Here is a 22,765-nt window from a genome sequence, read left to right as displayed (position 1 = left end):
GTGTACTGTGCCCGCTTTGCCTTGCCTGTCATCGTTCTTCTCCTTGCTTGAGTTTACCTGCTCAGCAAGGGATTCGTTTTTCGGGGGCAAGCTCAATGATGGACTGGCAAGCTTTTGATGAGGAAGCGAAAAACAACGAGAAACGCGGACGTGTCTCCAGCCTGATTTATTGCGCAATCACGCTGCATATCCAATCAATGAAGCTGTTCTTGGCTGGTCACCTCGTTGCGGCGGGGAATCTCATGCGTCAAGTGATCGAGGCCATTGCAATGTCGTTGCTTGGTTCGGGAAAAACACTAACCAATCTGGATAGATTTGTTGCAGAGCAGTATGGGGCAAACGACGCGGTGCGCGACGTGAGGAGAAATCGGAAGGTCCTTGGGCTTCACGATGAGGGGGTGGACGCGCTAGTCGAGGCGGAGAAGTTTTACCATCACCACAGCCACCTTTCCCACTTGACCATCGCCACGGTGATGTCCTTTGAGGAGGATGGGTTCTACATAGGTGCGTCGTTCGATGAGGGTAAGGTTAACGGGTACGACAGAGAAGTACGTAGCCGCGTGCAGCTTGCCGAAGTGTTCCCGAAGTTCATTGCCGCCGTACTGGCGAACATCGCGAAGTGGTAGAGCGATTTTCTGGCTGACGAGCGTGCCAAGGATGGGTCACGAATGACCAGTCGCCGACGCGTCAGCGCCGCCTGACAGCCGATGCAATTGCCTGCGATCGCGAGCGGAAGACTAAGCGGCGTTAAGTCCTTGGTCGTGAAGGAATTCGTCCAGCAGATCGACGCATTGGTGAGCAAGCGCGACGAGATCGAACATATCTTCACCGGCGACAATATTCCATTTGCTCTCGCCATGCCCAACATACGACGGCCAGTTTTCGGGGACGTACTCCCGCACAACCGAAAATTTGGCATCGTACGGATGGTCGGTAATCCGAAAGTGCTTAAAGCCATTCGCAATATCGCGGCACACTCTCAGTTCCACGTTGCCACGAAATAACGCCGTTACTGATTCTCTATCGACACCAGAGGCGATTAGCCAGTCCCGGAGATCGAAACATGAAGCAAAGAAAGCGAGGAGAAAGTCAAGTTGATCCGCCGATGACCTAGCGGTATCCGCCATGCGAATCCGGTGCTGCCAGCGTAGGACACGTTTATATTGACCTTGCCACCCTTCAATCTCTTGCAATGTGTGTCTGAGGCCCATGTCGGTGATCACCCTGTCAATGCATTGATTGCAATCAGGCGTACAGCGATGGCGGGAACAACTCCACCAGCGCATCTAGCAACCGCAGGTGATCGACAGTGCACCACGATTTTTCGCCTACCTGCTTTTGCCACGTCCAGCGCGGATAGTCTTCGTGCAGGCGGTCTAGTCCGAACCAGTAATCCCCGTCTAGCGTGACAATTAGGTCGTCGTACTCATGAGCGACATAGCCGTCGGCCATGGTCATATCGCGCAGTGTGAATACCACGCGCGTTTTGTTTCTAATGTCGTCGCCCTCCGCTGGCACTACGTCAACCGTCCAATCGTCGCGTTGGCCCTGCTGTTCAAGATGCTGTTTGAATTCATCCGCCGTAGTCGGAAACGCGAGCTTTGCCATGTTGTTCTCCGGTGGGGTGATCAATTGTACTGCGCGCGTACACGATCCCCTCGTACGTGATTTGCCGTCCGGTTACCGGCTCGATGCGGGTCTGCCCTGCCTGACGAGGCAACCACACGCGGCACACAGCACCGTGACCACCAGCGCGAGCATGGACAGCACTAGCGGGTTATCTGAAGGTCGTATGCTTCGCGAGCGTCAGTGAGACAAACGCCGGTTCCTGACTGACTCCAGCCGCTGAAACTGAAAACGCATCGCAGGTTGTGACCATCGGCGGATTCCGCAGGTACGTTGCCATTTCCCACAGCGCTGACGCCTACAGCCGTGCCGGTGTATGTCTGCCCGCCACCGAAGCGGCTTGCCAGCGAGAATGCCCCGCCTTGCACGTACACAAAGCGCCCGTTGTACGTGCGACCGTCCAGCGTAATCGCCACCGACTTGTCAATCTGCTTTGCCGTGCCGTAGGCCATTGGTCCCGCTGTACGCGGCAACAGCGACAGATCGTATGTGGCGCACCCCTGCAAGGTCAGCGCCGCCACGAGGACAAAAGAACGCGCGGTTCGTCGAGCTATCGAACTGTTAGGCGAGCACATCCTGTTCGAGAAACCGGCGATAGGTCTGCAGTGGCGATTCCTTCAGCTTTGAGTCGATTGGGTTCATTTGGCCAACCTCCTCAGATGATTCCGCGGTCCCGATACAAGGCGATGTCTTCGGTGTTGCAGCCCAGGAGGCCGCTCAACACATCGTCGGTGCAATCGCCGAGCGAAGGCGGTGCGCGCCGATAGGCGGGTGGCGTATCCCGCAACCTGAGCGGGCTGGCAATGGTCGACGCCATTGCGCCGTCTTCCCTCGGCACATCGACGCGCAACGACCGATGCCTGACCTGCGCGTCTTCGAAGACCTGCCGGTAGTCGTTGATTCGTCCGCAGGGCACGCCATGCGCGTCGAGGTGCCGGATCCACTCCAGCGCGCCGCGTTCGAGCATGGTTCCTGCGAGTTCGGGGATGAGTTCATTGCGGCCCGTAATCCGCCCGGTGGCTTTGTCCCAGCGTGGATCGGCAGCCAGATCGGGGCGTTCGATTGCCTTGCAGTACTGCTTCCATTGCGTGTCGTTGCCGACGGCGACGACGATCTCGCCGTCTTTGACCGTGAAAACCTGATACGGAACGAGGCTCGCATGCGCATTTCCATAGCGGTGCGGGGTCTTGTCGCTCGCGAAGAATCCGGTCACCTGATTTCCACCTAGCGCCACTATGCAGTCGAGCAATGCCATGTCGATGTATTGGCCTCGGTTCGAGACCGTGCGGTATTGCAGGGCCGACAGGATAGCGATGGTCGCGTACATGCCGGTCATGACATCCACTATCGGAAGCCCTGCCTTTTGCGGTCCACCGCCCGGGAGGTCATCGCGCTCGCCGGTCACGCTCATCAATCCGCCGACCGCCTGAAACACGATGTCATAGCCGGGTTTGTTGGCGTCTGGGCCATCCTGTCCGTAACCGGTGATTGAACAATAGACGAGCCTCGGATTGATCTCAGCGAGCGTCGCGTAGTCGAGACCGTAGCGCTTGAGGTCGCCGACCTTGTAGTTCTCGATCACGACGTCGCTTTTTGCAGCAAGCTTGCGGATCAAGTCCTGTCCTTCCGGTGTCGAGATATCGACGGTGATCGATTTCTTGTTCCTGTTCGCGGATGCGAAGTAGGTGGAGTCGTGCGTGTCGGTACCGTCCTCGTTCTTGATCCACGGCGGTCCCCAGCTGCGTGTGTCATCGCCTGTTCGCGGGCGCTCGACCTTGATCACCTCGGCGCCCATGTCGGCGAGGTTCTGGCTGCACCACGGACCCGCGAGCACGCGGGAAAGGTCCAGCACCCGGAGATGGGCGAGGGCGCCGGTCGGCGCGAGATTCGATGTGTGATCCAGTGAATGGTTTTGCATTTTTGTCAGAACGGGTAGGTGCATGTTGCGCCACTCGCGCTAACTAACAAGCGGCGCGTGGACGGGTGGCGTGGAGCGCTGGAGTGCCTTGCCGTATCAGGCCGGCGCCCAATCTTTCGGAAACTCGGCCGTCGCCTCGCCGACCGCGATTTCTTCGCCACGCTGATTGAATACCTGCACGTCGAGCACCGCCCAGCGTCCCTTGCTGGTTTCGTTGACTGACGTGACAGTGGCACGCGGCGTAATCACGTCGCCCGGTTTGACGGGCGCTTTCCAGCGCGTCTCAAGACGACGCTGCACGCCCCCCGCCGGATAGAGCCAGTCGGTCAGCATCTTTGTGATAACGCCGAAATTGTTCATGCCATGCATGATGATTCCGCCAAAGTTGGTCTTGCGGAAATCGCCCGGCATGTACTGATCGTCGAGATGAAGCGGATTGAAATCCAGCGACGCTTCGCAGAATTCGCGAATCGATTCGCGCGTCGGGGAGAACGGTGTACCCTCGATGAGTTGGCCGCGCTGCAGGCTTTCGAATGTCGAAGTCATATCGGTTTCTCCTTAGAACGCGCGGATGCTCCAACCACGGCCCGAACAGATCACCTGATCGTGCTGATTGAAAAAAACGTTGTCATGCACCACGAAGAGTCGGTCCCTCTTGATGAACTTGTCGAGTGCGCGTGCCTGAAGCCGGATGACGTCGCCTGGTCGCGCCGGGACGTTGTAATTCCACGATTGACCTGCGTTGATAGTGCCGGGACTGCGCATCCAGTCGTCGGCTGGCGTGCAGGAGAACATCAGAAGAATGTGAATGGTCGGAGGCGCAATGAGTCCGCCGTAGGGCGTCTGCCTGGCGTACTCCTCGTCGAAGTACAACGGATGCGTATCGCCGATCACGCGGCAAAGCTTTTGGATCGCTTCCTTGGTCAGGGTGTAGGGCAGCGTCTTGCGGGGCTCGCCCGGGATGATGTCATCCCAGGTCTTGCGCAACCCGGCGTCTTTCCAGAAATCTGTCTCGAATGTCGGAGCGTTCATAGGACGATCGCAGGTAGTTGATCGGGAAAGGCTCAACGGTTAGAATATCCGCTAAGCGGACATGTATGTCCGCTTAGCGATCAATTTGCAACTGTTCTGTCTTGTTGTCAAGACTAGGAGTAACCATGGCCACGCCAGACAGCGAGTCATTCGTGCGCACTTTCGCGCGCGGGCTCGCCGTGATTGAAGTGATGGGGCAACGTGCGAGCCGTCAGACACTCGGGGAAATTGCGGAGGGTGTTGGCTTGCCGCGCACAGCGGTGCGGCGGTTCCTGATGACGTTGATCGATCTCGTGTTTGTCGCGACCGACGGCAAGTATTATTGGTTGACGCCGCGCGTGCTCAGGCTTGGTCTGTCGTACCTAAGTTCGCTGCCTTACTGGCGGGATGCGCAGACCACACTCGAGGAACTGTCTACGCGAGTTCGGCAGTCGTGTGCGCTGTCAGTGCTCGACGGCTCGGACATCGTGTACATCCTGAGGCAGCATTCAAAGCGGATACTCGCAATGAGTCCGACGCTCGGCAGCCGATTGCCCGCGCATGTAGTTTCGATGGGTCGTGTACTGCTCGCGGGTTTGCCAGACGATGAGTTGGATGCGTATCTTCAGGGCGCCACGCTGCAGCAATTGACGAGCGCCACGCTGACCGACAAGGCGATTCTGCGCGAGCGCATTCTCCAGGCTCGCGCGCAGGGTTATGCGTGGGTCGACGGCGAACTTGACGAGTCGATCTGCGGCCTTGCCGTGCCTGTACGGGACAAGCAAGGAGCAGTCATCGCAGCGATCAACATCAGCTTGCCAGCGGGCCAGTACACCGAAGGAGATGCGATACAGCACTACCTGCCGGAGCTCCGCCAGGCGGCGTCTCATCTGAGGGCAGCGTCGTAGAAGAAGTAAGACGGCAGCAGGCCGGCGTGCCCGATGAGATCGGGTTTGCGACCAAGCCTCAGATCGCGATCACGCAGTTGCGCGAGGCACGGCAAAGCGGTGCCCCGGACGGTGTTGTACTGGCCGTTGCCTGCCGAACCCTCGAAGGGCAAGGCTGGCCGAGGGGCGAGGATGGTGCGGCTTTCAGCGAGAGCACCAGGCGTACCTGAACATAAAACAGCATCAATACGCCAGCCACGTGCGTAGCAAGCGATGTCAGGTTTCGCAAGCCGATCCATCGCAAGAACACGTCGAATCCATCCCGCCTTAGCACTGCTTGGTATGAGTTAAATTTCTCAGGTGCGTACATCGGGCGCAATGCAGAATCGACCAGAATAAAGGACAGAACGCCGAGGCAGCATGTGAGGATGTTTGAACTATTCGTGGCACTACCGGCACAGTCACGGCACACGAGGGGAAGCGGCGACGCGCCTTCCTTTGGTCACCGAACGGTGCCGTACCAACCCCATGGCGCAGTATTGCTCTGTCACTCCGTCGCCACAGCACTCCCACCCAGATACGCTGCGCGCACCCGGCTATCCTGCGCCAGATCCCGGGCCGGGCCGGCTAGCGCGATGCGGCCGCTTTCCAGCACATAGGCCCGATGAGCAATACGCAGTGCCTGGCGTGCGTTCTGCTCGACGAGAAGGATCGAGGTGCCTTCCTTGCAAATGTCTGCAATCATGCCGAAGATCACCCGGACCAGCTTCGGCGCCAGTCCCATGGACGGTTCGTCCAGCACAACAACGCGAGGCCGCAGCATTAAAGCGCGTGCGATTGCCAGCATCTGTTGTTCGCCACCGCTGAGCGTGCCCGCCAACTGGCTACGCCGCTCCCCGAGTCGCGGAAAAGTCCGATAGACCTCGGTCATCCGCTGTTCCAGCAAGGCGCCGTCGGCCCGGATCAGATAACCGCCGAGCCGCAGATTTTCCTCGACTGTCAGCGCTCCGAACATGCGACGGCCTTCCGGCACATGACCGAGACCCAGAGCCACGATCTGGTGGGCGCGCAGTCCGGTGAGCAGGTGCCCGGCCATCACGATCTGTCCAGAACGTGGGCGAATCAGGCCGGAAATGGCGCGTAGCGTCGTGGTCTTGCCGGCCCCGTTGCTGCCGAGCAAGGCCACGATCTCACCTTCCGCGACGTCCAGCGAGACGCCGTGCAGAACCTCTACGTTCCCATAGCTCACATGCAGATCGCGGATTTCTAGGAGTCCCACAGCGATTTCTCCCCGGCGGCATCGTCAGCCGCTTCGTCTATTCCCGCCGTACCGAGATAGGCGTCGATCACACGCGGATCGGCCTGGATTTCGGCTGGCGGCCCCTCGGCGATGATGACGCCATGGTCCATGACGATGATCCGGTCCGACACGCCCATCACCAGCATCATGTCGTGTTCGATCAGCAGCACCGTCACGCCAAGATCCCGAATTCGCCGGATCAATTCCATCAGCGCGTGCTTCTCGGTCGGATTCATCCCCGCCGCCGGCTCGTCCAGCAGCAGGAGATGCGGGTTGCTGGCGAGCGCACGGGCGATCTCCAGCCGGCGTTGATCGCCATAGGGCAAGTCGGCTGCGCGTTCGCCCGCCCGGGCGCCGAGGCCGACGAAGCTGAGCCAGCCGAGGCCCTCTGTCGCGTGATCGGCCGCCTCGGAACGCGCGGAGGGCAGCGCGAGCAATTCGGCGAGCAGTTGCGTTCGGAGCCGATGGTCCATGCCGATCAGCACGTTCTCGAAGGCCGTCATGTTGGCAAACAGGCGGATGCCCTGGAAGGTGCGCGCCATGCCCCGATGGACGATGCGATGCGGGGCTCCTCCAACCAGCGAGGCACCGCGCCAGAGAACCTGACCGCCGGTCGGACGGGTCACGCCGGTGAGACAGTTGAACACGGTGGTTTTGCCGGCGCCGTTCGGGCCGATCAGGCTGAGAATCTCACCGCTCTGCACAGTGAAGCTGACGCCGCCGACCGCCAGCACACCGCCAAAGCGGCGCTGCATGTTGCGCACTTCGAGCAAGGTTTCGTCGGTGACGGTCTGGCGCGGCACGGGCTTTGCGGCGCCGGCGCCCTCGCCCTCGCGTGGCGGCGCTACGCGGCGCAGCGGCGCTGGCCACAGGCCTTGCGGCCGGAGCAGCATCAGGATCACCAGGCCGATCGCGAACCCGAAGATGCGCCAGAGGTTGAGGAAACGCAGCAGCTCGGGCAGGCCGGCAACGATGACGGCGCCGAGTATCACGCCAGGAATGCTCCCTCGGCCGCCAAGCACGACGATGATCAGGATCGTGACGGACTGCAGATAGGTGAACCCGGTCGGGTCGATCGTCCCGAAGCGCGCTGCGAACAGGCTGCCGCCAAAACCGCCGATCAATGCGCCCATCACGTAGGCCAGTAGTTTGACGCGCAGCGTCGGCACACCGACGGCCTCGGCAGCCGCCTCGTCCTCGCGGATGCTGGTCCAGGCGCGGCCGAGCCGAGACTGGCCGAGCCGGATCGCGAACACGAGCACCAGCACGAGGAACGCGATGCCCAGTTCGTACACCGCATGGGGCGAACTGATCTCGTAACCGAACAGGCTGGGGCTGTCGATACCGTAGATGCCGTTTGGGCCGCCCGTAATCCTGAGATTGGTGGCAATGATGCGCGTGATCTCGCCGAACCCCAGCGTGACGATCGCCAGGTAGTCGCTGCGCAGGCGCAGGGTGGGGTAGCCGATCACGATGCCCGAAGCGCTGGCAAACGCGAGGCTGAACGGCAGCGTTTCCCAGAACGAGAAGTGCAGCAGTGTTTCCAGCAGCGCCGTCGTGTAGGCGCCGATGGCAAAGAAGGCTGCATAGCCCAGATCCAGCAGCCCCGCATAACCGACGACGATATTCAGCCCCAGGCCGAGAATCGAATAGGTGGCGATGGTCAGGCCGACATCGACGATATAGCTGCTGGCGACAGCCGGCAGTGCCACGGCGGCGACCAGCAGACCTGCGCCGGCCACAGGGCGATGCCAACGCGCTGACGCCTGCGTCGCGCTCATGGCCTACATCCTCTCGACGACGCGTTCGCCGAACAAGCCGGTTGGCTTGATCACGAGTACACCGATCAGCACGCCGAACACGAGCACATCGGTCCACTGCGATGAGACATAACCGGCGCCGAAGGCCTCGAGCAGGCCGATCAGGATGCCGCCGGCCATCGCACCCGGAATGTTGCCGATGCCGCCGAGAACGGCGGCGGTGAACGCACGAAGACCCAGCACGAAGCCCATGAAGAAATTGATCTGCGTGTAGTAGAGCCCCTCCATCACCCCTGCGACGGCGGCCAGCACCGAACCTAGCAGGAAGGTCAGCTGGATCAGCCGCTCGACATTGACGCCCATCAGACGCGCGGCGTCCTGATCGATCGCCAGCGCGCGCATTGCCGTGCCGAGAAACGTGTGATGGACGAAGAAATACAGCGCCAGCATCAGCGCAAGGCTCGCTACGATGATGCCGATCTGCGTGAAGCTGACCCGCACGCCGAGCAGATCGAGCCCTGCCTGGCTGAGCACGTGCGGATAGGTGTCGAAGCCGGCGCCGTACAGCAGCAGCACGCCGTTCTCCAACGCGAGTGAAACGCCGAGCGCCGTGATCAGAATCGACAGCCGCGGCGCGCGCAACAGCGGTTGGTACGCCAGCCGCTCGATGGCGAGGCCCAGGGCGCCGGTGACCGCCATCGAAGCGACGAGCGCAATCAGCAGCGCCAGGGCGAGCGGCAGGTGCGCGGCGGCGAGCGCCGTCAAAGCGGTCCAGCCGACGAACGCACCGACCATGAACAAGTCGCCGTGAGCGAAGTTGATCAGCCGGATAATCCCGTAGACCATCGTGTAGCCGAGGGCGACGAGGGCATAGAACGAGCCGGTCGTCAGCCCTTCGACGACGAACTGGAAAAAGGTGCTCATGGCCGGGCCCGGCGCGCGCCAGGGCCTACTTCATCGCCACCCAGTGTCCGCTCGAATCAAGCCGCTGATAAGGCGTGAAATTGCCGCCGCGCACGGTGATGACGATATACACCGCGTTGCTGCGGTCACCCTTCGGGTTGAAGCTGATCGTCCCGGTCACGCCCTGATAGCCCGAGATCTTGTGCAGAGCAGCATTGATCGCCGCGGGCGCCGTCGATTTTGCGTTCGCGATCGCTTTTGCGGTGACCCCGACGGCATCGTATTCGTAGACCGAATAGGGGCCGGGACCTTGCCCATAGGCCTTCGTATAGTCGTCGACGTAGCCGTGCGCGGCGCTCAGGAACTGCGCCAGCGGCGCCGTGGTGATGACCATGTCGTCGGCCGCGGGGCCGGCTGTTTTCATCAGTGTGGGGTCGTTGGTGGCGTCGCCGCCCATCAGCGTCATCTTCAGGCCCAGTTGCCGCGCCTCTTTCACCAACAGGCCGGCTTCGGCGAAATAACCGGTGTAATAGATCACGTCCGGCTTCAGTGAGCCGACATGGGTCAGCGTCGGCGAGTAGTCCATCTGGCCGGGCGTGATCGCATCGTCGTAGACGACATCGACACCGTCCTTCTTCAGCGCTTCCACCGTGTTGTCGGCGAGGCCCTTGGAATAGGTCGTGTTGTCGTTGATGACCGCCGCACGTTTCGCGTGCAGGAAGTTCTTGATGAAGTTGGCCGCAAACGGGCCCTGCTCGTCGTCACGGCCAATCGTGCGGAACACGTTCTCGTAGCCCATCTCGGTCAATTTTGGATTGGTCGACGCGTCCATCACGTAGGGAATACCGACGCGGTGAAAGGTCGTCAATTCCGGCAGTGCGGCGCTGGAGCAGTAACCGCCTGCTACCGCGACGACGCCCGCATCGACCAGTTTCTGCGCCGCCTGTACCGCCGTCTGCGCGTCGCAGGCGTCGTCTTCCGGCACCAGTTCGATCTGCTTGCCCAGCACGCCGCCCGCCGCGTTGATTTTGGCGGCGGCCAGCTTGGCGCCGTTGACGATGTCCTGGCCGGCATTGGCGCTGCTGCCCGACAGCGGCACGGGTACGCCGATCTTGAGCGTGGCGCCCTGGCTTTGCGCCGACCCGGGGGCCGTGCCGGCGAGCACGGCCAGAGCGGCCATGGCCGCGATCGTCGTTCGCCGCAAGACGCGAGCTGCATCGGGTGTGCCATTCTTCTGAGCAATCATGTTAGTGACTCCTTATTGTGAAAGGGATCGAAGCGATCCGCCACGCGGATAGACCGGTGACATCAGAAAGCGGACAAAAACGTGCGTTCGCGTGCAATGCCTGATCCGCCAGACGAGTGGCTTGTCTGGCGGGCGCGTCGCGGAGCCGTTAGGAAAGTGCTCCTTTCATGATAGGTCCCGCCACAGACTGGACGAGATAGGGTATCCGCGTATAGACCACCATTCAACGTGCAGGCAGCGCTATATTTGAACGGGTAGTAGCTGTGCATGGGGCTGGAGTAAGCGCTATGGGGCTGGAGTAAGCGCTAAAGCGCTAACTCCAGCCGACACGCTAACTCCAGCCGACAGCTGTGCATGGGGCCGGAGTAAGCGCTAAAGCGCCAACTCCGGCCGACAGCTTTGCATGGGGCTGGAGTAAGCGCTAAAGCGCTAACTCCAGCCGACAGCTTTGCATGGGGCTGGAGTAAGCGCTAAAGCGCTAACTCCAGCCGACAAGGGAGTCACGCATGAAAAGCGTCGTGCTAGGGGGCGGAATCGCAGGCGTCACGGCCGCCTGGTACCTCGCGAAAGCGGGCCGCAAGGTGACGGTGATCGACCGCCAGCCGGGCGTCGCGCTCGAGACCAGTTTTGCCAACGCTGGCTTGGTCGCGCCGGGGCATTCGTACACATGGGCCTCGCCGCGTGCGCCGAAAATCCTGCTGAAGTCGCTCTTCGTCGAAGGGCAGGCGCTGCGGCTCAAGCTCAACGCGGACCCGCACATGTGGATCTGGTGCCTCCAGTTCCTGCGAAACTGCACAGCGGAACGCTCCCGCGTAAACACGACGCGCAAGGTCGCGCTCTGCCGCTATGCGCAGACGCAGTTGCAACAGTTGACCGCCGCCGAGCATCTGCAATACGACCGTATCAGCCGCGGCCTGTTGTATCTCTATCGCGACGAAGCGTCTTTTGCGCGCGGCACGCAAAATATGTCGATCCTCAAGGACAACGGCCTGCCGCTCAAAACGCTCGATGCGGCACAGGTCGTCGAACGGGAACCCGCGCTTGGGGCGGCGCGTGACAGGATTGCCGGCGCAATCTATTGCCCCACCGACGAAAGCGGCGATGCGCACCTGTTCACCCGCGCCTTGAAGACGGCGTGCGAACGCCTTGGCGTGCGTTTCGAATTCGATACGCCGATCAGCGCAATCGAGGCGTCAGGCGACCAGATAGTCGGCGTGCATACGCCGGCGGGACTCGTGCGAGGTGACGAGTTCGTCCTGGCGCTCGGTTCCTGGTCGCCCATTGTTGCGCGTCGTCTGGGTTATCGGCTACCGGTGTATCCGGTGAAGGGTTACTCGGCCACGTTCCCGGTCGGGCCGGATCACCGTCCGCCGAATCTTGGCGGCGTCGATGAGAACAACCTCGTGGCGTGGGCGCGTTTTGGCCAGCGGCTGCGCTTTACTGCAACCGCGGAATTCGCCGGCTACGACACCCACCATACACCCGCCGATTTCACGACCATGCTGCAGGCCGCCCGCGAGCTGTTCCCCGGCGGCGCCGACTATGACAGTCCGTCCTACTGGGCCGGTCTGCGCCCGATGACGCCGGAAGGTACGCCGTTGATCGGCCGTACGCGTCACAGGAACCTGTATCTGAACACCGGGCACGGACACATGGGGTGGACGATGTCGTGCGGCACCGCAAAACTGCTGGTCGACGTCATGACCGGTCGCCAGCCCGAGATCGACATGACAGGGATGACACTGAAATGAGCACGAGTGCACTGCAGGACGACGCCTACGCAAGACTCGATTTCGTGCTGGACGACGGCATCTGCCGGCGTGCCGCCATTGGCCTCGTGGTGCTCGCCACCGATCATACGATCGAACACGAATGGCGCAAGCTGCTGACGCAGGATGGCGTGGCGTTCTACGAAAGCCGCGTGTACAACTCGGCGGATATCACGCCCGAACGGCTGAGGGAAATGGACTCCCGCATTGCAGCGGCGGTGGCGCTGATTCGCCCTGGCGAGCGGATCGATGTCGTGGCGTTTGGCTGCACGTCGGCAGCGATGGTGATCGGCGAGGAGAACGTGTTCGCACGCATCCGCGAAGCGCGCCCCGGCGTCGCGTGCACCACGCCGATCACCGCCGCGCTCGCTGCGTTGCGCGCGCTCGGCGTGCAGCGAGCCGCACTGTTGACGCCGTATGTGCGTGCAATCAACGACTCTATGCGCGACTACATCGAGGCGCGGGGTGTCGGCGTCACGCGTATGGCGTCGTTCGAGCATGCGAACGACAACGAGGTTGCGCGGATTGACGCAGCGTCCCTGCGAGGCGCCGTCGAGCACCTTGCACAGAACGCCGACGTGGACGCTGTTTTCGTGTCTTGCACGAGCCTGCGCATCGCCGAACTGATTCCGGAGCTTGAGGCGAGGATCGGCAAGCCGGTGATATCGAGCAACTTCGCAATGGCCTGGCACGCATTGCGCCTCGCAGGAGTGGAGGATTGCGAGCCTCATCTGGGGAGGTTATTCACGCTTTGATCGTAGATAACGTGCGTGACCTGGGAAGCAATCAGAATGACCGGTCGTTGTCTTCGTGGTCGTGCAGCGGGTCAGGGCTCTTCTGGGTGGAGCGCAGCGCGCCACCATCGTCGAAATAGAAGTGGAAGAGCCAGACGCTGTGGGGCGCTGTTTGTTGTCGATTGGCGGGATGTCATGTCGGACTGCATACTTCAGATGAAGCACTTAACTTTGACACCAGGTGCAGAAAAAGATTTCGGCCGATTCCAGACGCATTAACGGTTCGTCCGGCGCGTCACCGTCGCAGATGATCCCGCAATGCAACAGGTTGGAGAGCCGGAAAGGAAGCGGCGCATAATACTGAAATTCCTTTGTCGGGATGATGGAGGTAGAGATGACTACGTTTGCTATCGACGGTGTACGCATTAACCCTGCAACTGATCGAGTCACGCACGTGCGCTGGGCTCCGGTCGACCTGAGGACGCATGAGTGGCTGTCCCCGACCGCGATAGTCGAGGTAGCCGAAGTGGTCAGAGCGATCCATGCGGGGGACGTAGGCTGGTCCCTTTTTACCCTCGGCGGTGCGAGATTTCTGGGGCCGAAAATAAAGATCGTTACGCACACCAACGGCCCTGATGGAATCGACACGGAGGACCCCGACGGGAGTGTCGAAAAGTCCATGGACGATCTTCCGCAGGTTTGACGAAGCACCGGTATGGTTGCGCGCATGAGTTTCATGTCGCGGCGCCTGCATACGATTCCTTCAAATTCCGGACGGAGACTGGCATGTGGGACAAGATCGAGCACAACGGATACGAAGTCTGGGTCCTTCCGATCCTTGCATACGGCCCGCGGACACCCACCACCCTGTGGCATTACTCGGCGTACATCTGTCGCCACGGCGCCGATGCCCACGTCACTGGGCAGAGCATTCGTTTCGAGGAACTTGCCGCCACTTTTCGCAGTGAAGAAGAAGCCCGCGAGGCGGGGTATGTCGAAGGCAAGCGGCGCGTCGATATGGTTCCCGAAGGCGGGTGGGGTGCCGGCAACGGCTGATCAATGCTCAAGTTGCTCAATATGGAACTCTGGATTCAGCCCTGCACGCCATGCGCTGACCTTTACGGACAGGCCTCGGCGGTCGAGCCGCACGACACGCTGACCTTGGTCGGAGCCGGTGCGGTGAAGGATGCGAGAGCGGAGCAGCATTACACCTGCACGCGATGCCGGGCGGCGTTTGTCCGCATCCTCGCAGGCGAGCCGCGAACGCAAATATGGATGCTGCTGAACGCGGCTCAACATTGACTCGTTCGTAGATAGCGGCCGGCTGACCGACCACGAACTGATTACGATCTTTGCCGCTAATACCCGTGGTTCACGCGGGATCCCAAAAACAAGGGCGTCCGGCAATCTGCTAGGTTTACACCGTCACAAGCGACAGGACCTGGTAATGGGCGGCACTGAACTGAAAACGGATTCGCTGCAACGGTGGATGATGTACAGCAAGGATTCCTACGGGAGTGGGCGCATCTTTCTCACTACCGGGCAAAAACAGGCGGTTGAGGAAGGCAAGAAGTTCGCGCGACGTGCATACGCCGATGTATGGGCTCAGGACGCCGCACTTGTGCAGCGCGTTCGCTCGTTCCTCGGGACTAACTTCCACTGGCACCAACGGCTGGCAGAGAGCGGCGCTGACCTTGAGGTCATACAGACCTTGCAGTCCATGATTCGCGGTGAGAGTGTCGTTCTCATTGCCGAGCAATCGCGGACAGGGGGCGCGTGGAACGATCCGGCGCCTAAACCCAAACGGCTTCCCAGCTTCCGTGAGGAGCTGATGACGGGGCTGGGCATGTCGTACGAGGCTGCGACGGCCTACATGGACCGCTATAACGACATGGTGGACGAGGTCAATGCGGTTGCGGCCCGCTATGCGAACGGGGCCGCAGCGTCACTGGCCGATGCCGCGGGCGATCTCATGGAAGCCGCTACGCCGCTAGGCGACGCGCAGCCGTTTGAATATGCTAATGATCCCGTTGCTCGATTGCCCGGCGAAGACAGTCAGTTAGCATGGTTGCCTCGCACAGGAGGCCCCGCCAACACGTGGGTGGACAACCCGTCCGGAAGTGGCCAAATGCGACTCTATGATGCGAGCGGAAATGCCGCTGTCGATTTTGACTTCGATCACGATCACGGTTTCGGGTCACCGCATGTCCACAACTGGGACGGAAACGTCCGCGATAAGGGAAACGCTTTTTCTCTGCTCCCCCGGTGACGAGATCCAATCATGAATGAACTCCAGACATTTGACTATTTTCACGACTGGCAAATCGATATCGTCGCCGTAACGGACGACGGCGACAGTTTGACCTTGGGACTCAAGCTGGACAATCGGCGTGCTACCGTGACGTTCGTCGGTACGACACGATGCGTTATCGAGCACTACGGGCTTCTCAACATCGTTTACGACATCAAGATTCTGGAGTTCGGGTCACCGCGCTACGAGCGAGTGCTAAAGGTATTGGAAAGCTCGGATCGCTTTTCTGACAAGCAACCGAACCTGGTCGCGCTCGTCGCGGCGACAGTCGGCGCAGAAATGATCGTTGAGTTCACCTCTCTGCGAATCCAGGCGGCCTGACATACTTCAATACTCCATGAGTATCCATGACAATGACAGAAACACTGGCGCAGTTCGGCCATTTCCACGCCTGGTATCTGGACATTGTTGCGATCGGACCTGATATTTTCGCTTGCGCTCGAAGCGCATCCGCGCCGCGAGGCGTGAGGGTATGGAGGGCGGCGCCGGTTATGCGTCGTCTTTCTTGAAGCGTTCTTGTATGGCTACCAGTTGATCGTCGCCGGTGGCCACGATCCACAGACGGGCGCGTTCGACCATCAGGCGATTGTGATCCTTTAGCGCGCCCATCGACACGGCGGTTTTCCACGCGACGGGTGCGGCGCGGCTGGTTCGTCCTGACGGCGTGCCGACCAGCAATGCATAGGGTCCGAGGGGCAGCGAGACGAATGGCATGGCCGGCTTGACGCGCACGCGCCAGTCGATGAATGGCGCATCGCTGAAGAGAAGGGGCGTGGGCAGGCCATGCAGCACGGTGAAGTCATAGAGCGCGAGTTGGTCGCGCATGGGCCCGTAGACCCGGCGAATATCGCTGACGAGCGCCGCGCGGATTTCGTCGTCGAACATGGCTTCCTGGGTGTAGTGATCGACTGCCTGCCGCGCGTCGTGCTGATAGGCGCTGAAGATCGCCAGGTCGACGCAATCATGAACGGCGCGCTGGACTTCTGCGGCGGAGCCGGCTTCTTCGGGTTTGCCGAGTTGCGCGGCGCGGAGGAAGCGCGCGAGGGCGGCGTCCTGGGTTGATGGGCCGGTAGCCAGCGGGTCGTCCGCGGCGTCTTTGTCTAGCGGGACGTAGAGGTACTTTTCTGCCGCGAAGCGGGATTTTTTGCCGTCATCGAAGCTGATTTCGCCGGTGGCGCAGTTGATGTAGCGAGTGCCGATGTGGCCGTGTTCCCACACGTAGTTTTTCAGGAAGGGGCGCAGGGGGTGGAGTGGGTCCGGTTGATGCATTTTGCCTTTGCACTCCGTGTGGGTTGGGGTTTGCGTATGGTCACATAGAAATTGGCGTCGATTGGTTTTTTTTTGACTGCCCCGCACGGGCAAAACCCCAACTTCAAACAACACCCCGCTTCACCGCAGACACGCCCCCAAGCGCATGGCGAATAGCATCAGCCAGCTCAGCGGCTGCAAACTTCGCCACATACCCATTCGCCCCAGCATTCCTCACATGCGCCTCATTCGCGGCGCCAGTCAAAGACGAATGAATAATCACCGGAATCTCCCGGGTCCGCTCGTCAGCCTTGATCTGACGAGTCAACATGAACCCATCCATCTCCGGCATCTCGAGATCGGTCAACACCAGCGCAATACTGTCCTTCACCCGCGTGCCGGTCGACTGCGCTTCGCGCGCAGCCTGCTGCAATGTATTCCACGCCTCCTCGCCAGTCTTGGTCATCACGTAGTCCGCGCCGATCGCGCTCAACGCCTGCTCAATCAGCTTGCGCGCAAAACTGGAATCATCAGCGGCGAGAATCTTCGCGCCACGGGGAATGCCAAGCGCTTCACCCACGGAGGTCGGGTCGACGCTCGGATGCTGTGACGGAAACACGTCGCGCAATACCTGTTCGACGTCGATCACCTGCGCGAGCCGCGAGTCGCCCGTGTTGCCGTCGATACGCGCGATGCTCGTCACCAGATTGCCACCCGCCGCGCCCTCGGCGGACAGCACCTGATTCCATTCGAGCCGCACGATGTCGTCCACTTCTTCGACCCCAAAAGCCTGCGTCGAACGCGCGAATTCCGTCACCAGCAATATGTTCAAGCCGCGCGTCGGCTCGCAACCCATCAGGCGCGGCAAATCGATCACGGGAATAATCTGTCCGCGAATGTCCACAGCGCCCATCACGTACGGCGAAGAACCCGCAATCGGTGTCACCGGTGGCATCGTCGAGATTTCTCGCACCTTGAAGACGTTGATGCCGTAAAGCTCATGCGCGTCGCTGCCAGGCACGGATCCCAGCCGATACAGCAACAACTCGAATTTGTTGGAACTCGTCAGGTTGCTGCGTTCGTCGTTCGCGCGGTGGTCTACTGCCATCGAAACTCCCCAGGGATTGCGGTGCGAGTGGTGCGCCATGCATACCGTTCGTTCGGCCCTGGCGCGCGCCCTATCTTTTTGTTATCGGCGCGGCGACAGGAAAGTTCAGTGATTTCAGGCGGTTTCCTGATGCTTTCTGGTTACCAGCCGGTCGCTATTCGAGGCAGGAATAGGAACGCGGCTTTACAGCAAAAGCAGGTAGTTTGTATGAAGGTTACCTAACGTTACAGAAGCGACAGCATGGTTTCACATGCCGGGTAATGCGCCTCCTAGAATGCACAGCAATAAGAGCGCGGCGCCATTGGCCAGTCGCAAGCGACATGCAAGGTATCAATGCAATCGCACGCAGTGGCCACGGCGCACACGCATCGCCGTTGTTTCGCTTCCACTCCAAGGAGAACATATGATCCGCTTGCCTCTCGCCGCCATCACCAGTGCCTGCATGGCCAGCCTTATGGCCGTCGCTACGGCGGCCAGTGCACAGACCGCGCCCGCCGCGCCGGACACTGCTCGTATTCATGCCGCCGACCAGGCCTTCATCACCGACGCCACCAAGGCCGTCGCTACGCAACGCGACGCCGCACGCATTGCCACGTCGCGCTCCACCGACCGCGACGTGAAGGCATTCGCCGAGCGCGTGTCCAACGACAACGCGAAAATCTCGGACGCGTTGCGCGCGGCGAGCCCGCGTGGTGTCGACGTGCCGAAGAACGATCCGGACGCAGCGGTGCTCGCAAGCATCAATAACCTGCGTGGCGCCGACTTCGATAAGGTCTATATCGAGCAGGTTGCGCTCGCCGGTGACCAGAAAGCACTGTCGGCTTTCCAGGCGGAAATCGCCTCGGGTCGCGACGAACAATTGAAGGACGCAGCGAAGAAGGCACTGCCGACCATTCAGGAGCATTACGCGATGGCTCAGGATCTTGCCAAGCGTAAGCATCTGGCTGCCCAGTAAGCCGTATACCGGGCCCTCCAGGCAAACGGGGCCCACCAGGCACGGTCTCGCAGAGTCTGAGCATCAAGGTGCGCGTCACGTTACGGCGTGACGCGCGGCGCCTGCATACAGCAGGCCGAATGCGTTCTTTTCGGCGATAATCGGCTTCGTTCTTTCGGGCCTGAACTGCGCGGCTTCCAGCGCGACTCAGGCAGTTCGAAAGCGGTTCCCCGATTCCACATGCATTCAATCAAAGCTCACCTCATGAGCAAGCCTGCCAATCTCCCGCAACAGCTGGACCATATGCTTCGGCAAGCCGTCGCGCTTCAGCGGAACGGCGCATTCGCCGAGGCCGAAGAACTCTATCGTGAGATTCTCGAACTCAAGCCACGCCATTTCGAGGCGTTGCAATTGTTGGGTTCGCTCGCGCTGCAAGCGGATCGTGTGCAAGAGGGCATCGAGTTCATCAAGAAGGCACTTGCCATTAATGCAAAGCAGGCGCCGCTTCATTCGAATCTCGCCTATGCGCTCAATGCCTTGCAACGTTTCGACGAAGCACTCGGCAGTGCCGATCGCGCGCTCGCCTTGCAGCCCAAATTCCCGGATGCGCTGAACAATCGCGGCAATGCGCAGGCCGGTCTGAATCTGCCGCTCGAAGCGCTCGGCAGCTTTGATCGCGCGCTTGCCCTGATGCCGGATTTCGCGCAAGCCTGGAACAATCGCGCCTGCGTGCTGCGCGATCTGGGCCGTCCCGCCGATGCGCTCGCAAGCTGCGATCGCGCGCTCGCCTTGCAGCCGAACTATCCCGACGCATGGAGCAATCGCGGTAATGCGCTCAGCGATCTGAACCAGCCGCGCGAAGCGCGGCAAAGCTATCAGCGCGCGCTCGAACTCGCCCCTGCGTTTGCAGATGCCTGGAGCAACCTCGGCCTCACCCAGATCGATCTCGACGAGCACGCGCAAGCGTTGCAGAGCTACGGGCGCGCGCTGGCCGTGAACCCCACCGCCGCCGAGACGCATTGGAACCGGTCGTTGTGTCTGCTGCAACTGGGGCAGCTGGATGCGGGCTGGAAGGAATACGAATGGCGCTGGGAGCGTAGCCGGATCAAGGCGGGCAGGCGCACCTTTGCGCAACCGCTTTGGCTGGGCGATTTTTCAATCGACGGCAAGACGATTTTGCTGCACGCCGAGCAGGGCCTCGGCGACACACTGCAGTTTTGCCGCTATGCCGGGATGGTGTCGAAGCTCGGCGCAAAAGTCGTGCTCGAAGTACCGCCCGAATTGATGCGGCTAATGTCCACGCTCGACGGCGTGGATCAATTGATCGAAGCGGGGCACGCCCTGCCGCCGTTCGATTGTCACTGCCCATTGCTGAGTCTGCCGCTCGCGTTCAAGACCGACCTCGCGAGTATTCCGTCGAAGACGCCTTATCTGTTCGCCGACCCGCAAGCAACGCATGAGTGGCACACGCGTATTGCTGCACAAGCGGAAGGGCGCTTGAAGGTCGGACTCGTCTGGGCGGGCGGAAATCGGCCGCATGTCGCCGAGCTCCGCAAGAACGACGCGCGCCGTTCGATGACATTCGAGCGGCTCGCACCGATTCTCGATGTGCCGAACGTGCAGTTCTTCAGCCTGCAAAAAGGGCCGGCTGCGCAGCAACTGCCTCGTGGTGATGCGTCCGTGGGCGTCATCGATTACACGGAAGAACTCGAGGATTTCGCCGACACGGCCGCGCTGGTGGCAAACCTCGACCTGGTGATATCGGTGGACACGTCCACCGCGCATCTGGCCGGTGCGCTGGACAAGCCGGTATGGATTCTGAACCGCTTCGACACCTGCTGGCGCTGGATGCTGGAACGCGCCGATACGCCCTGGTACGCGCAAGCGAGGTTGTTCCGGCAGCCGGCATTGGGCGATTGGGACAGCGTGATTCGAAGTGCGCGTGACGCGCTGGCCGCGTCGGGCGCCGCGGGAAAGCCGGTGTAGCACCGAAGATAAAGCCCAGGCTGTGCGGTAGCCGGATAGATCGGCGCTGCACGCTTCACTTCGTTGCCATGACGGCACGCTTTGATCAGCGGCATCTGTCAACACAATCCAAGCCGTCGGCACGGTTGCCGAGACGCGCGTAGACTGAACGTCCGTTTATCGACGGCTAGGCCACGGAGATTCAACAATGGAATATAGACATCTGGGTGCATCTGGTTTCAAGGTGCCGGTACTGAGTTTCGGCACGGGCACATTCGGCGGCAAGGGCGAATTTTTCGAGGCGTGGGGCGCCACCGACGTCGCCGAAGCGCGGCGCCTGATCGACATCTGTTTCGATGCGGGTGTCACGATGTTCGACAGCGCGGACATCTATTCGAGTGGCGCTTCCGAGTCGGTGCTCGGTGAAGCGCTCAAGGGCAAGCGCGACAAAGCGATTATCTCGACCAAGGCGACCTTCCGTGTCGACGACGGTCCGAACAACGTCGGCTCGTCGCGCTTTCATCTGATCCAGGCGGTGGACGCGGCGCTCAAACGGCTGCAAACCGATTACATCGACCTGTTCCAGTTGCACGGTTTCGACGCGAAGACGCCGATTGCCGAAGTCATGTCGACGCTCGACGATCTCGTGCGCGCCGGCAAAATCCGCTACACCGGCGTGTCGAATTTCTCCGGCTGGCACCTGATGAAATCGCAGGACACCGCGGATCGCTACGGCTATCCGCGCTATGTCGCGAATCAAACTTACTATTCGCTGATCGGCCGCGATTACGAGTGGGAACTGATGCCGCTCGGCGCCGATCAAGGCGTGGGTGCGGTGGTGTGGAGTCCGCTCGGCTGGGGGCGCCTCACCGGCAAGATCAAGCGCGGCCAGCCGTTGCCGGAAACGAGCCGTCTGCATAAAACCGCCGACATGGGGCCGCCGGTGCCGGACGAGTACCTGTTCCGCGTGCTCGATGCAATCGACGAGGTTGCTGCCGAAACCGGCAAGACCGTGCCGCAAATCGCGCTGAACTGGCTGCTGCAGCGGCCTACCGTATCCACGGTGTTGATCGGCGCGCGCAACGAAGAGCAGTTGCGGCAGAACCTCGGCGCGGTGGGCTGGAATCTGACGCCCGAACAGGTGGCGAAACTCGACGCTGCCAGCGCTGTACGTCCCGCGTATCCGTACTGGCATCAGGAAGGATTTGCGGAGCGTAATCCGAAAGTGGCTTAAGCCACGCCGCCGTTGGCGCGCAGGATCTGGCCATTGACCCAGCCTGCATCCGGGCCGGCGAGGAAGGACACCACCGAGGCGATGTCGTCCGGCTGGCCGAGGCGTTGCAGCGGCGGCATCTTCGCGAAGGTCTGGATCTGTTCTTCGGTCTTGCCGTCGAGGAACAGCGAGGTCGCGATCGGCCCCGGCGCCACTGCGTTGACGGTGATGTCGCGGCCGCGCAATTCCTTGGCGAACACGTGTGTGAATGCTTCGACGGCAGCCTTGGTGCCGTTGTAGATCGCGTAGCCCGGCATGTTCAGCGCCAGCGTCGTGCTCGAGAAGTTGACGATGCGTCCGCCGTCGTTCATCCGTGCGGCCGCTTCGCGCAGGGTGTTGAAGGTGCCGCGCACGTTAATGCCGAAGGTCTGGTCGTACAGCGCGTCGCTGGTGTCGGCGAGCGGCACCGTCTTCAGCACGCCGGCATTGTTGACCAGCACGTCCACTTTGCCGAGGTGCTGTTCGGTGGTTTCGAACATGCGGCGCACGTCGTCGGCGTTCGAAACGTCGGCCTTCACGGCGATGGCCTTGGCGCCCGCCGCCGTCAGTTCCGCGACCAGCGCATCGGCTTCCGATGAACTCGATGCGTAGTTGACGGCAACCGCGAAGCCGTCCTTGGCGAGGCGTTGCGCAACCGCTGCGCCGATGCCACGGGATGCGCCGGTAACGATGGCGACTTGAGCGTTCCTGATCGTGTTCATGATTCGTTTCCTTCTGTGTGGTGGGTTGGCGAAACGAATCATGGTCGCTTTCTTCGTTGAAATAATCGGCT

Annotated in this window: 24 protein-coding genes and 1 pseudogene; 13 read left to right on the top strand and 12 right to left on the bottom strand. The window is 61.1% G+C overall.

Translation table 11 applies throughout. The features are described 5' to 3' along the window. The coding region (locus P3T22_RS21875) for a hypothetical protein (protein ID WP_429326083.1) at nt 1-626 on the top strand (626 nt) is incomplete at its 5' end. Nucleotides 627-737: 111 nt separating this feature from the next. Here P3T22_RS21875 and P3T22_RS21870 read toward each other — a convergent pair. The 5 genes from P3T22_RS21870 to P3T22_RS21850 form a co-directional block, all read right to left on the bottom strand. Continuing rightward, a complete protein-coding gene (locus tag P3T22_RS21870; protein WP_063495381.1) occupies nt 738-1,223 on the bottom strand; it encodes a hypothetical protein in 486 nt (161 codons plus the stop codon). Between the two features lie 22 nt (nt 1,224-1,245). Continuing rightward, entirely contained in the window at nt 1,246-1,608 is a 363-nt protein-coding gene (locus P3T22_RS21865) for a hypothetical protein (RefSeq protein ID WP_063495382.1), read from the bottom strand. Between the two features lie 673 nt (nt 1,609-2,281). Further along, nucleotides 2,282-3,544 carry a CaiB/BaiF CoA transferase family protein gene (locus P3T22_RS21860; protein ID WP_429326082.1) on the bottom strand — a complete coding sequence of 421 codons (1,263 nt, stop codon included), beginning with the start codon at nt 3,542-3,544 and terminating at the stop codon, nt 2,282-2,284. A gap of 96 nt (nt 3,545-3,640) precedes the next feature. Further along, entirely contained in the window at nt 3,641-4,090 is a 450-nt protein-coding gene (locus tag P3T22_RS21855; protein WP_063495384.1) for a MaoC family dehydratase, read from the bottom strand. A 12-nt stretch (nt 4,091-4,102) separates the two neighbouring features. After that, the gene (locus P3T22_RS21850) at nt 4,103-4,576 is read right to left on the bottom strand and encodes a MaoC family dehydratase (protein ID WP_063495385.1); all 474 of its coding nucleotides are present in this window, start codon (nt 4,574-4,576) and stop codon (nt 4,103-4,105) included. A gap of 125 nt (nt 4,577-4,701) precedes the next feature. Between P3T22_RS21850 and P3T22_RS21845 the strand changes: the two genes are divergently transcribed. After that, entirely contained in the window at nt 4,702-5,463 is a 762-nt protein-coding gene (locus P3T22_RS21845) for an IclR family transcriptional regulator domain-containing protein (RefSeq protein ID WP_063495386.1), read from the top strand. Then, nucleotides 5,463-5,594, top strand: a pseudogene (locus P3T22_RS21840) (transposase); the annotation flags it as partial. The gene P3T22_RS21845 and the pseudogene P3T22_RS21840, both read left to right, overlap by 1 nt. A gap of 395 nt (nt 5,595-5,989) precedes the next feature. Here the strand turns inward: P3T22_RS21840 and P3T22_RS21835 are convergent. The 4 genes from P3T22_RS21835 to P3T22_RS21820 are packed head-to-tail and all read right to left on the bottom strand — an operon-like array spanning nt 5,990 to nt 10,651. After that, nucleotides 5,990-6,721 carry an ABC transporter ATP-binding protein gene (locus P3T22_RS21835; protein ID WP_063495388.1) on the bottom strand — a complete coding sequence of 244 codons (732 nt, stop codon included), beginning with the start codon at nt 6,719-6,721 and terminating at the stop codon, nt 5,990-5,992. Next, nucleotides 6,709-8,523: an ABC transporter permease subunit gene (locus tag P3T22_RS21830; protein ID WP_429326081.1), complete on the bottom strand. Its 1,815-nt coding sequence runs from the start codon at nt 8,521-8,523 to the stop codon at nt 6,709-6,711. Before P3T22_RS21830 ends, P3T22_RS21835 begins: the two co-directional genes overlap by 13 nt. 3 nt (nt 8,524-8,526) lie before the next feature. Further along, complete coding sequence (locus P3T22_RS21825) at nt 8,527-9,426, bottom strand: branched-chain amino acid ABC transporter permease (RefSeq protein ID WP_429326080.1); 900 nt, start codon at nt 9,424-9,426, stop codon at nt 8,527-8,529. 25 nt (nt 9,427-9,451) lie between these two features. Continuing rightward, the gene (locus P3T22_RS21820) at nt 9,452-10,651 is read right to left on the bottom strand and encodes a branched-chain amino acid ABC transporter substrate-binding protein (protein ID WP_429326079.1); all 1,200 of its coding nucleotides are present in this window, start codon (nt 10,649-10,651) and stop codon (nt 9,452-9,454) included. A gap of 506 nt (nt 10,652-11,157) precedes the next feature. Between P3T22_RS21820 and P3T22_RS21815 the strand changes: the two genes are divergently transcribed. The 7 genes from P3T22_RS21815 (at nt 11,158) to P3T22_RS21785 (ending at nt 15,786) form a co-directional block, all read left to right on the top strand. Then, nucleotides 11,158-12,402, top strand: coding sequence for a D-amino acid dehydrogenase (locus tag P3T22_RS21815; RefSeq protein WP_429326078.1), 1,245 nt, complete (start codon nt 11,158-11,160; stop codon nt 12,400-12,402). Then, nucleotides 12,399-13,175 carry a maleate cis-trans isomerase family protein gene (locus tag P3T22_RS21810; protein ID WP_429326077.1) on the top strand — a complete coding sequence of 259 codons (777 nt, stop codon included), beginning with the start codon at nt 12,399-12,401 and terminating at the stop codon, nt 13,173-13,175. The genes P3T22_RS21815 and P3T22_RS21810 overlap by 4 nt, the downstream gene beginning before the upstream one ends. A gap of 373 nt (nt 13,176-13,548) precedes the next feature. Continuing rightward, nucleotides 13,549-13,857 (top strand): hypothetical protein, encoded by a 309-nt coding sequence (locus P3T22_RS21805; RefSeq protein WP_063497856.1) that lies wholly within the window; start codon nt 13,549-13,551, stop codon nt 13,855-13,857. An 83-nt stretch (nt 13,858-13,940) separates the two neighbouring features. Then, entirely contained in the window at nt 13,941-14,210 is a 270-nt protein-coding gene (locus tag P3T22_RS21800) for a hypothetical protein (protein WP_063495394.1), read from the top strand. Nucleotides 14,211-14,213: 3 nt separating this feature from the next. After that, nucleotides 14,214-14,456: a hypothetical protein gene (locus P3T22_RS21795; RefSeq protein ID WP_429326076.1), complete on the top strand. Its 243-nt coding sequence runs from the start codon at nt 14,214-14,216 to the stop codon at nt 14,454-14,456. A gap of 145 nt (nt 14,457-14,601) precedes the next feature. After that, the gene (locus tag P3T22_RS21790) at nt 14,602-15,423 is read left to right on the top strand and encodes a hypothetical protein (RefSeq protein ID WP_063495395.1); all 822 of its coding nucleotides are present in this window, start codon (nt 14,602-14,604) and stop codon (nt 15,421-15,423) included. Between the two features lie 12 nt (nt 15,424-15,435). Then, nucleotides 15,436-15,786: a hypothetical protein gene (locus P3T22_RS21785; RefSeq protein ID WP_063495396.1), complete on the top strand. Its 351-nt coding sequence runs from the start codon at nt 15,436-15,438 to the stop codon at nt 15,784-15,786. Between the two features lie 168 nt (nt 15,787-15,954). Here P3T22_RS21785 and P3T22_RS21780 read toward each other — a convergent pair whose 3' ends face one another. Next, a complete protein-coding gene (locus tag P3T22_RS21780; RefSeq protein WP_063495397.1) occupies nt 15,955-16,734 on the bottom strand; it encodes a hypothetical protein in 780 nt (259 codons plus the stop codon). A 103-nt stretch (nt 16,735-16,837) separates the two neighbouring features. After that, on the bottom strand, nt 16,838-17,821 hold the full coding sequence (locus P3T22_RS21775; RefSeq protein ID WP_429326075.1) for a chemotaxis protein CheV: 984 nt from the start codon (nt 17,819-17,821) through the stop codon (nt 16,838-16,840). Between the two features lie 403 nt (nt 17,822-18,224). Between P3T22_RS21775 and P3T22_RS21770 the strand changes: the two genes are divergently transcribed. From P3T22_RS21770 to P3T22_RS21760, 3 genes are all read left to right on the top strand, one after another. Further along, on the top strand, nt 18,225-18,776 hold the full coding sequence (locus tag P3T22_RS21770) for a DUF4142 domain-containing protein (RefSeq protein WP_429326074.1): 552 nt from the start codon (nt 18,225-18,227) through the stop codon (nt 18,774-18,776). Between the two features lie 243 nt (nt 18,777-19,019). Further along, entirely contained in the window at nt 19,020-20,741 is a 1,722-nt protein-coding gene (locus P3T22_RS21765) for a tetratricopeptide repeat protein (RefSeq protein ID WP_063495399.1), read from the top strand. Between the two features lie 187 nt (nt 20,742-20,928). Next, nucleotides 20,929-21,954, top strand: coding sequence for an aldo/keto reductase (locus P3T22_RS21760; RefSeq protein ID WP_063495400.1), 1,026 nt, complete (start codon nt 20,929-20,931; stop codon nt 21,952-21,954). On the opposite strand, the gene P3T22_RS21755 is transcribed toward P3T22_RS21760, so the two are convergent. Further along, nucleotides 21,951-22,694, bottom strand: coding sequence for an SDR family oxidoreductase (locus P3T22_RS21755; protein ID WP_429326073.1), 744 nt, complete (start codon nt 22,692-22,694; stop codon nt 21,951-21,953). The genes P3T22_RS21760 and P3T22_RS21755 overlap by 4 nt on opposite strands. Nucleotides 22,695-22,765 lie beyond the last annotated feature (71 nt).

Origin of the sequence: Paraburkholderia sp. GAS348 (genome assembly GCF_050434205.1) — a bacterium.
Lineage (GTDB): Bacteria > Pseudomonadota > Gammaproteobacteria > Burkholderiales > Burkholderiaceae > Paraburkholderia.
Note: the sequence above shows the minus strand (reverse complement) of the source record. Positions and strands in the feature narration are given on the sequence as shown.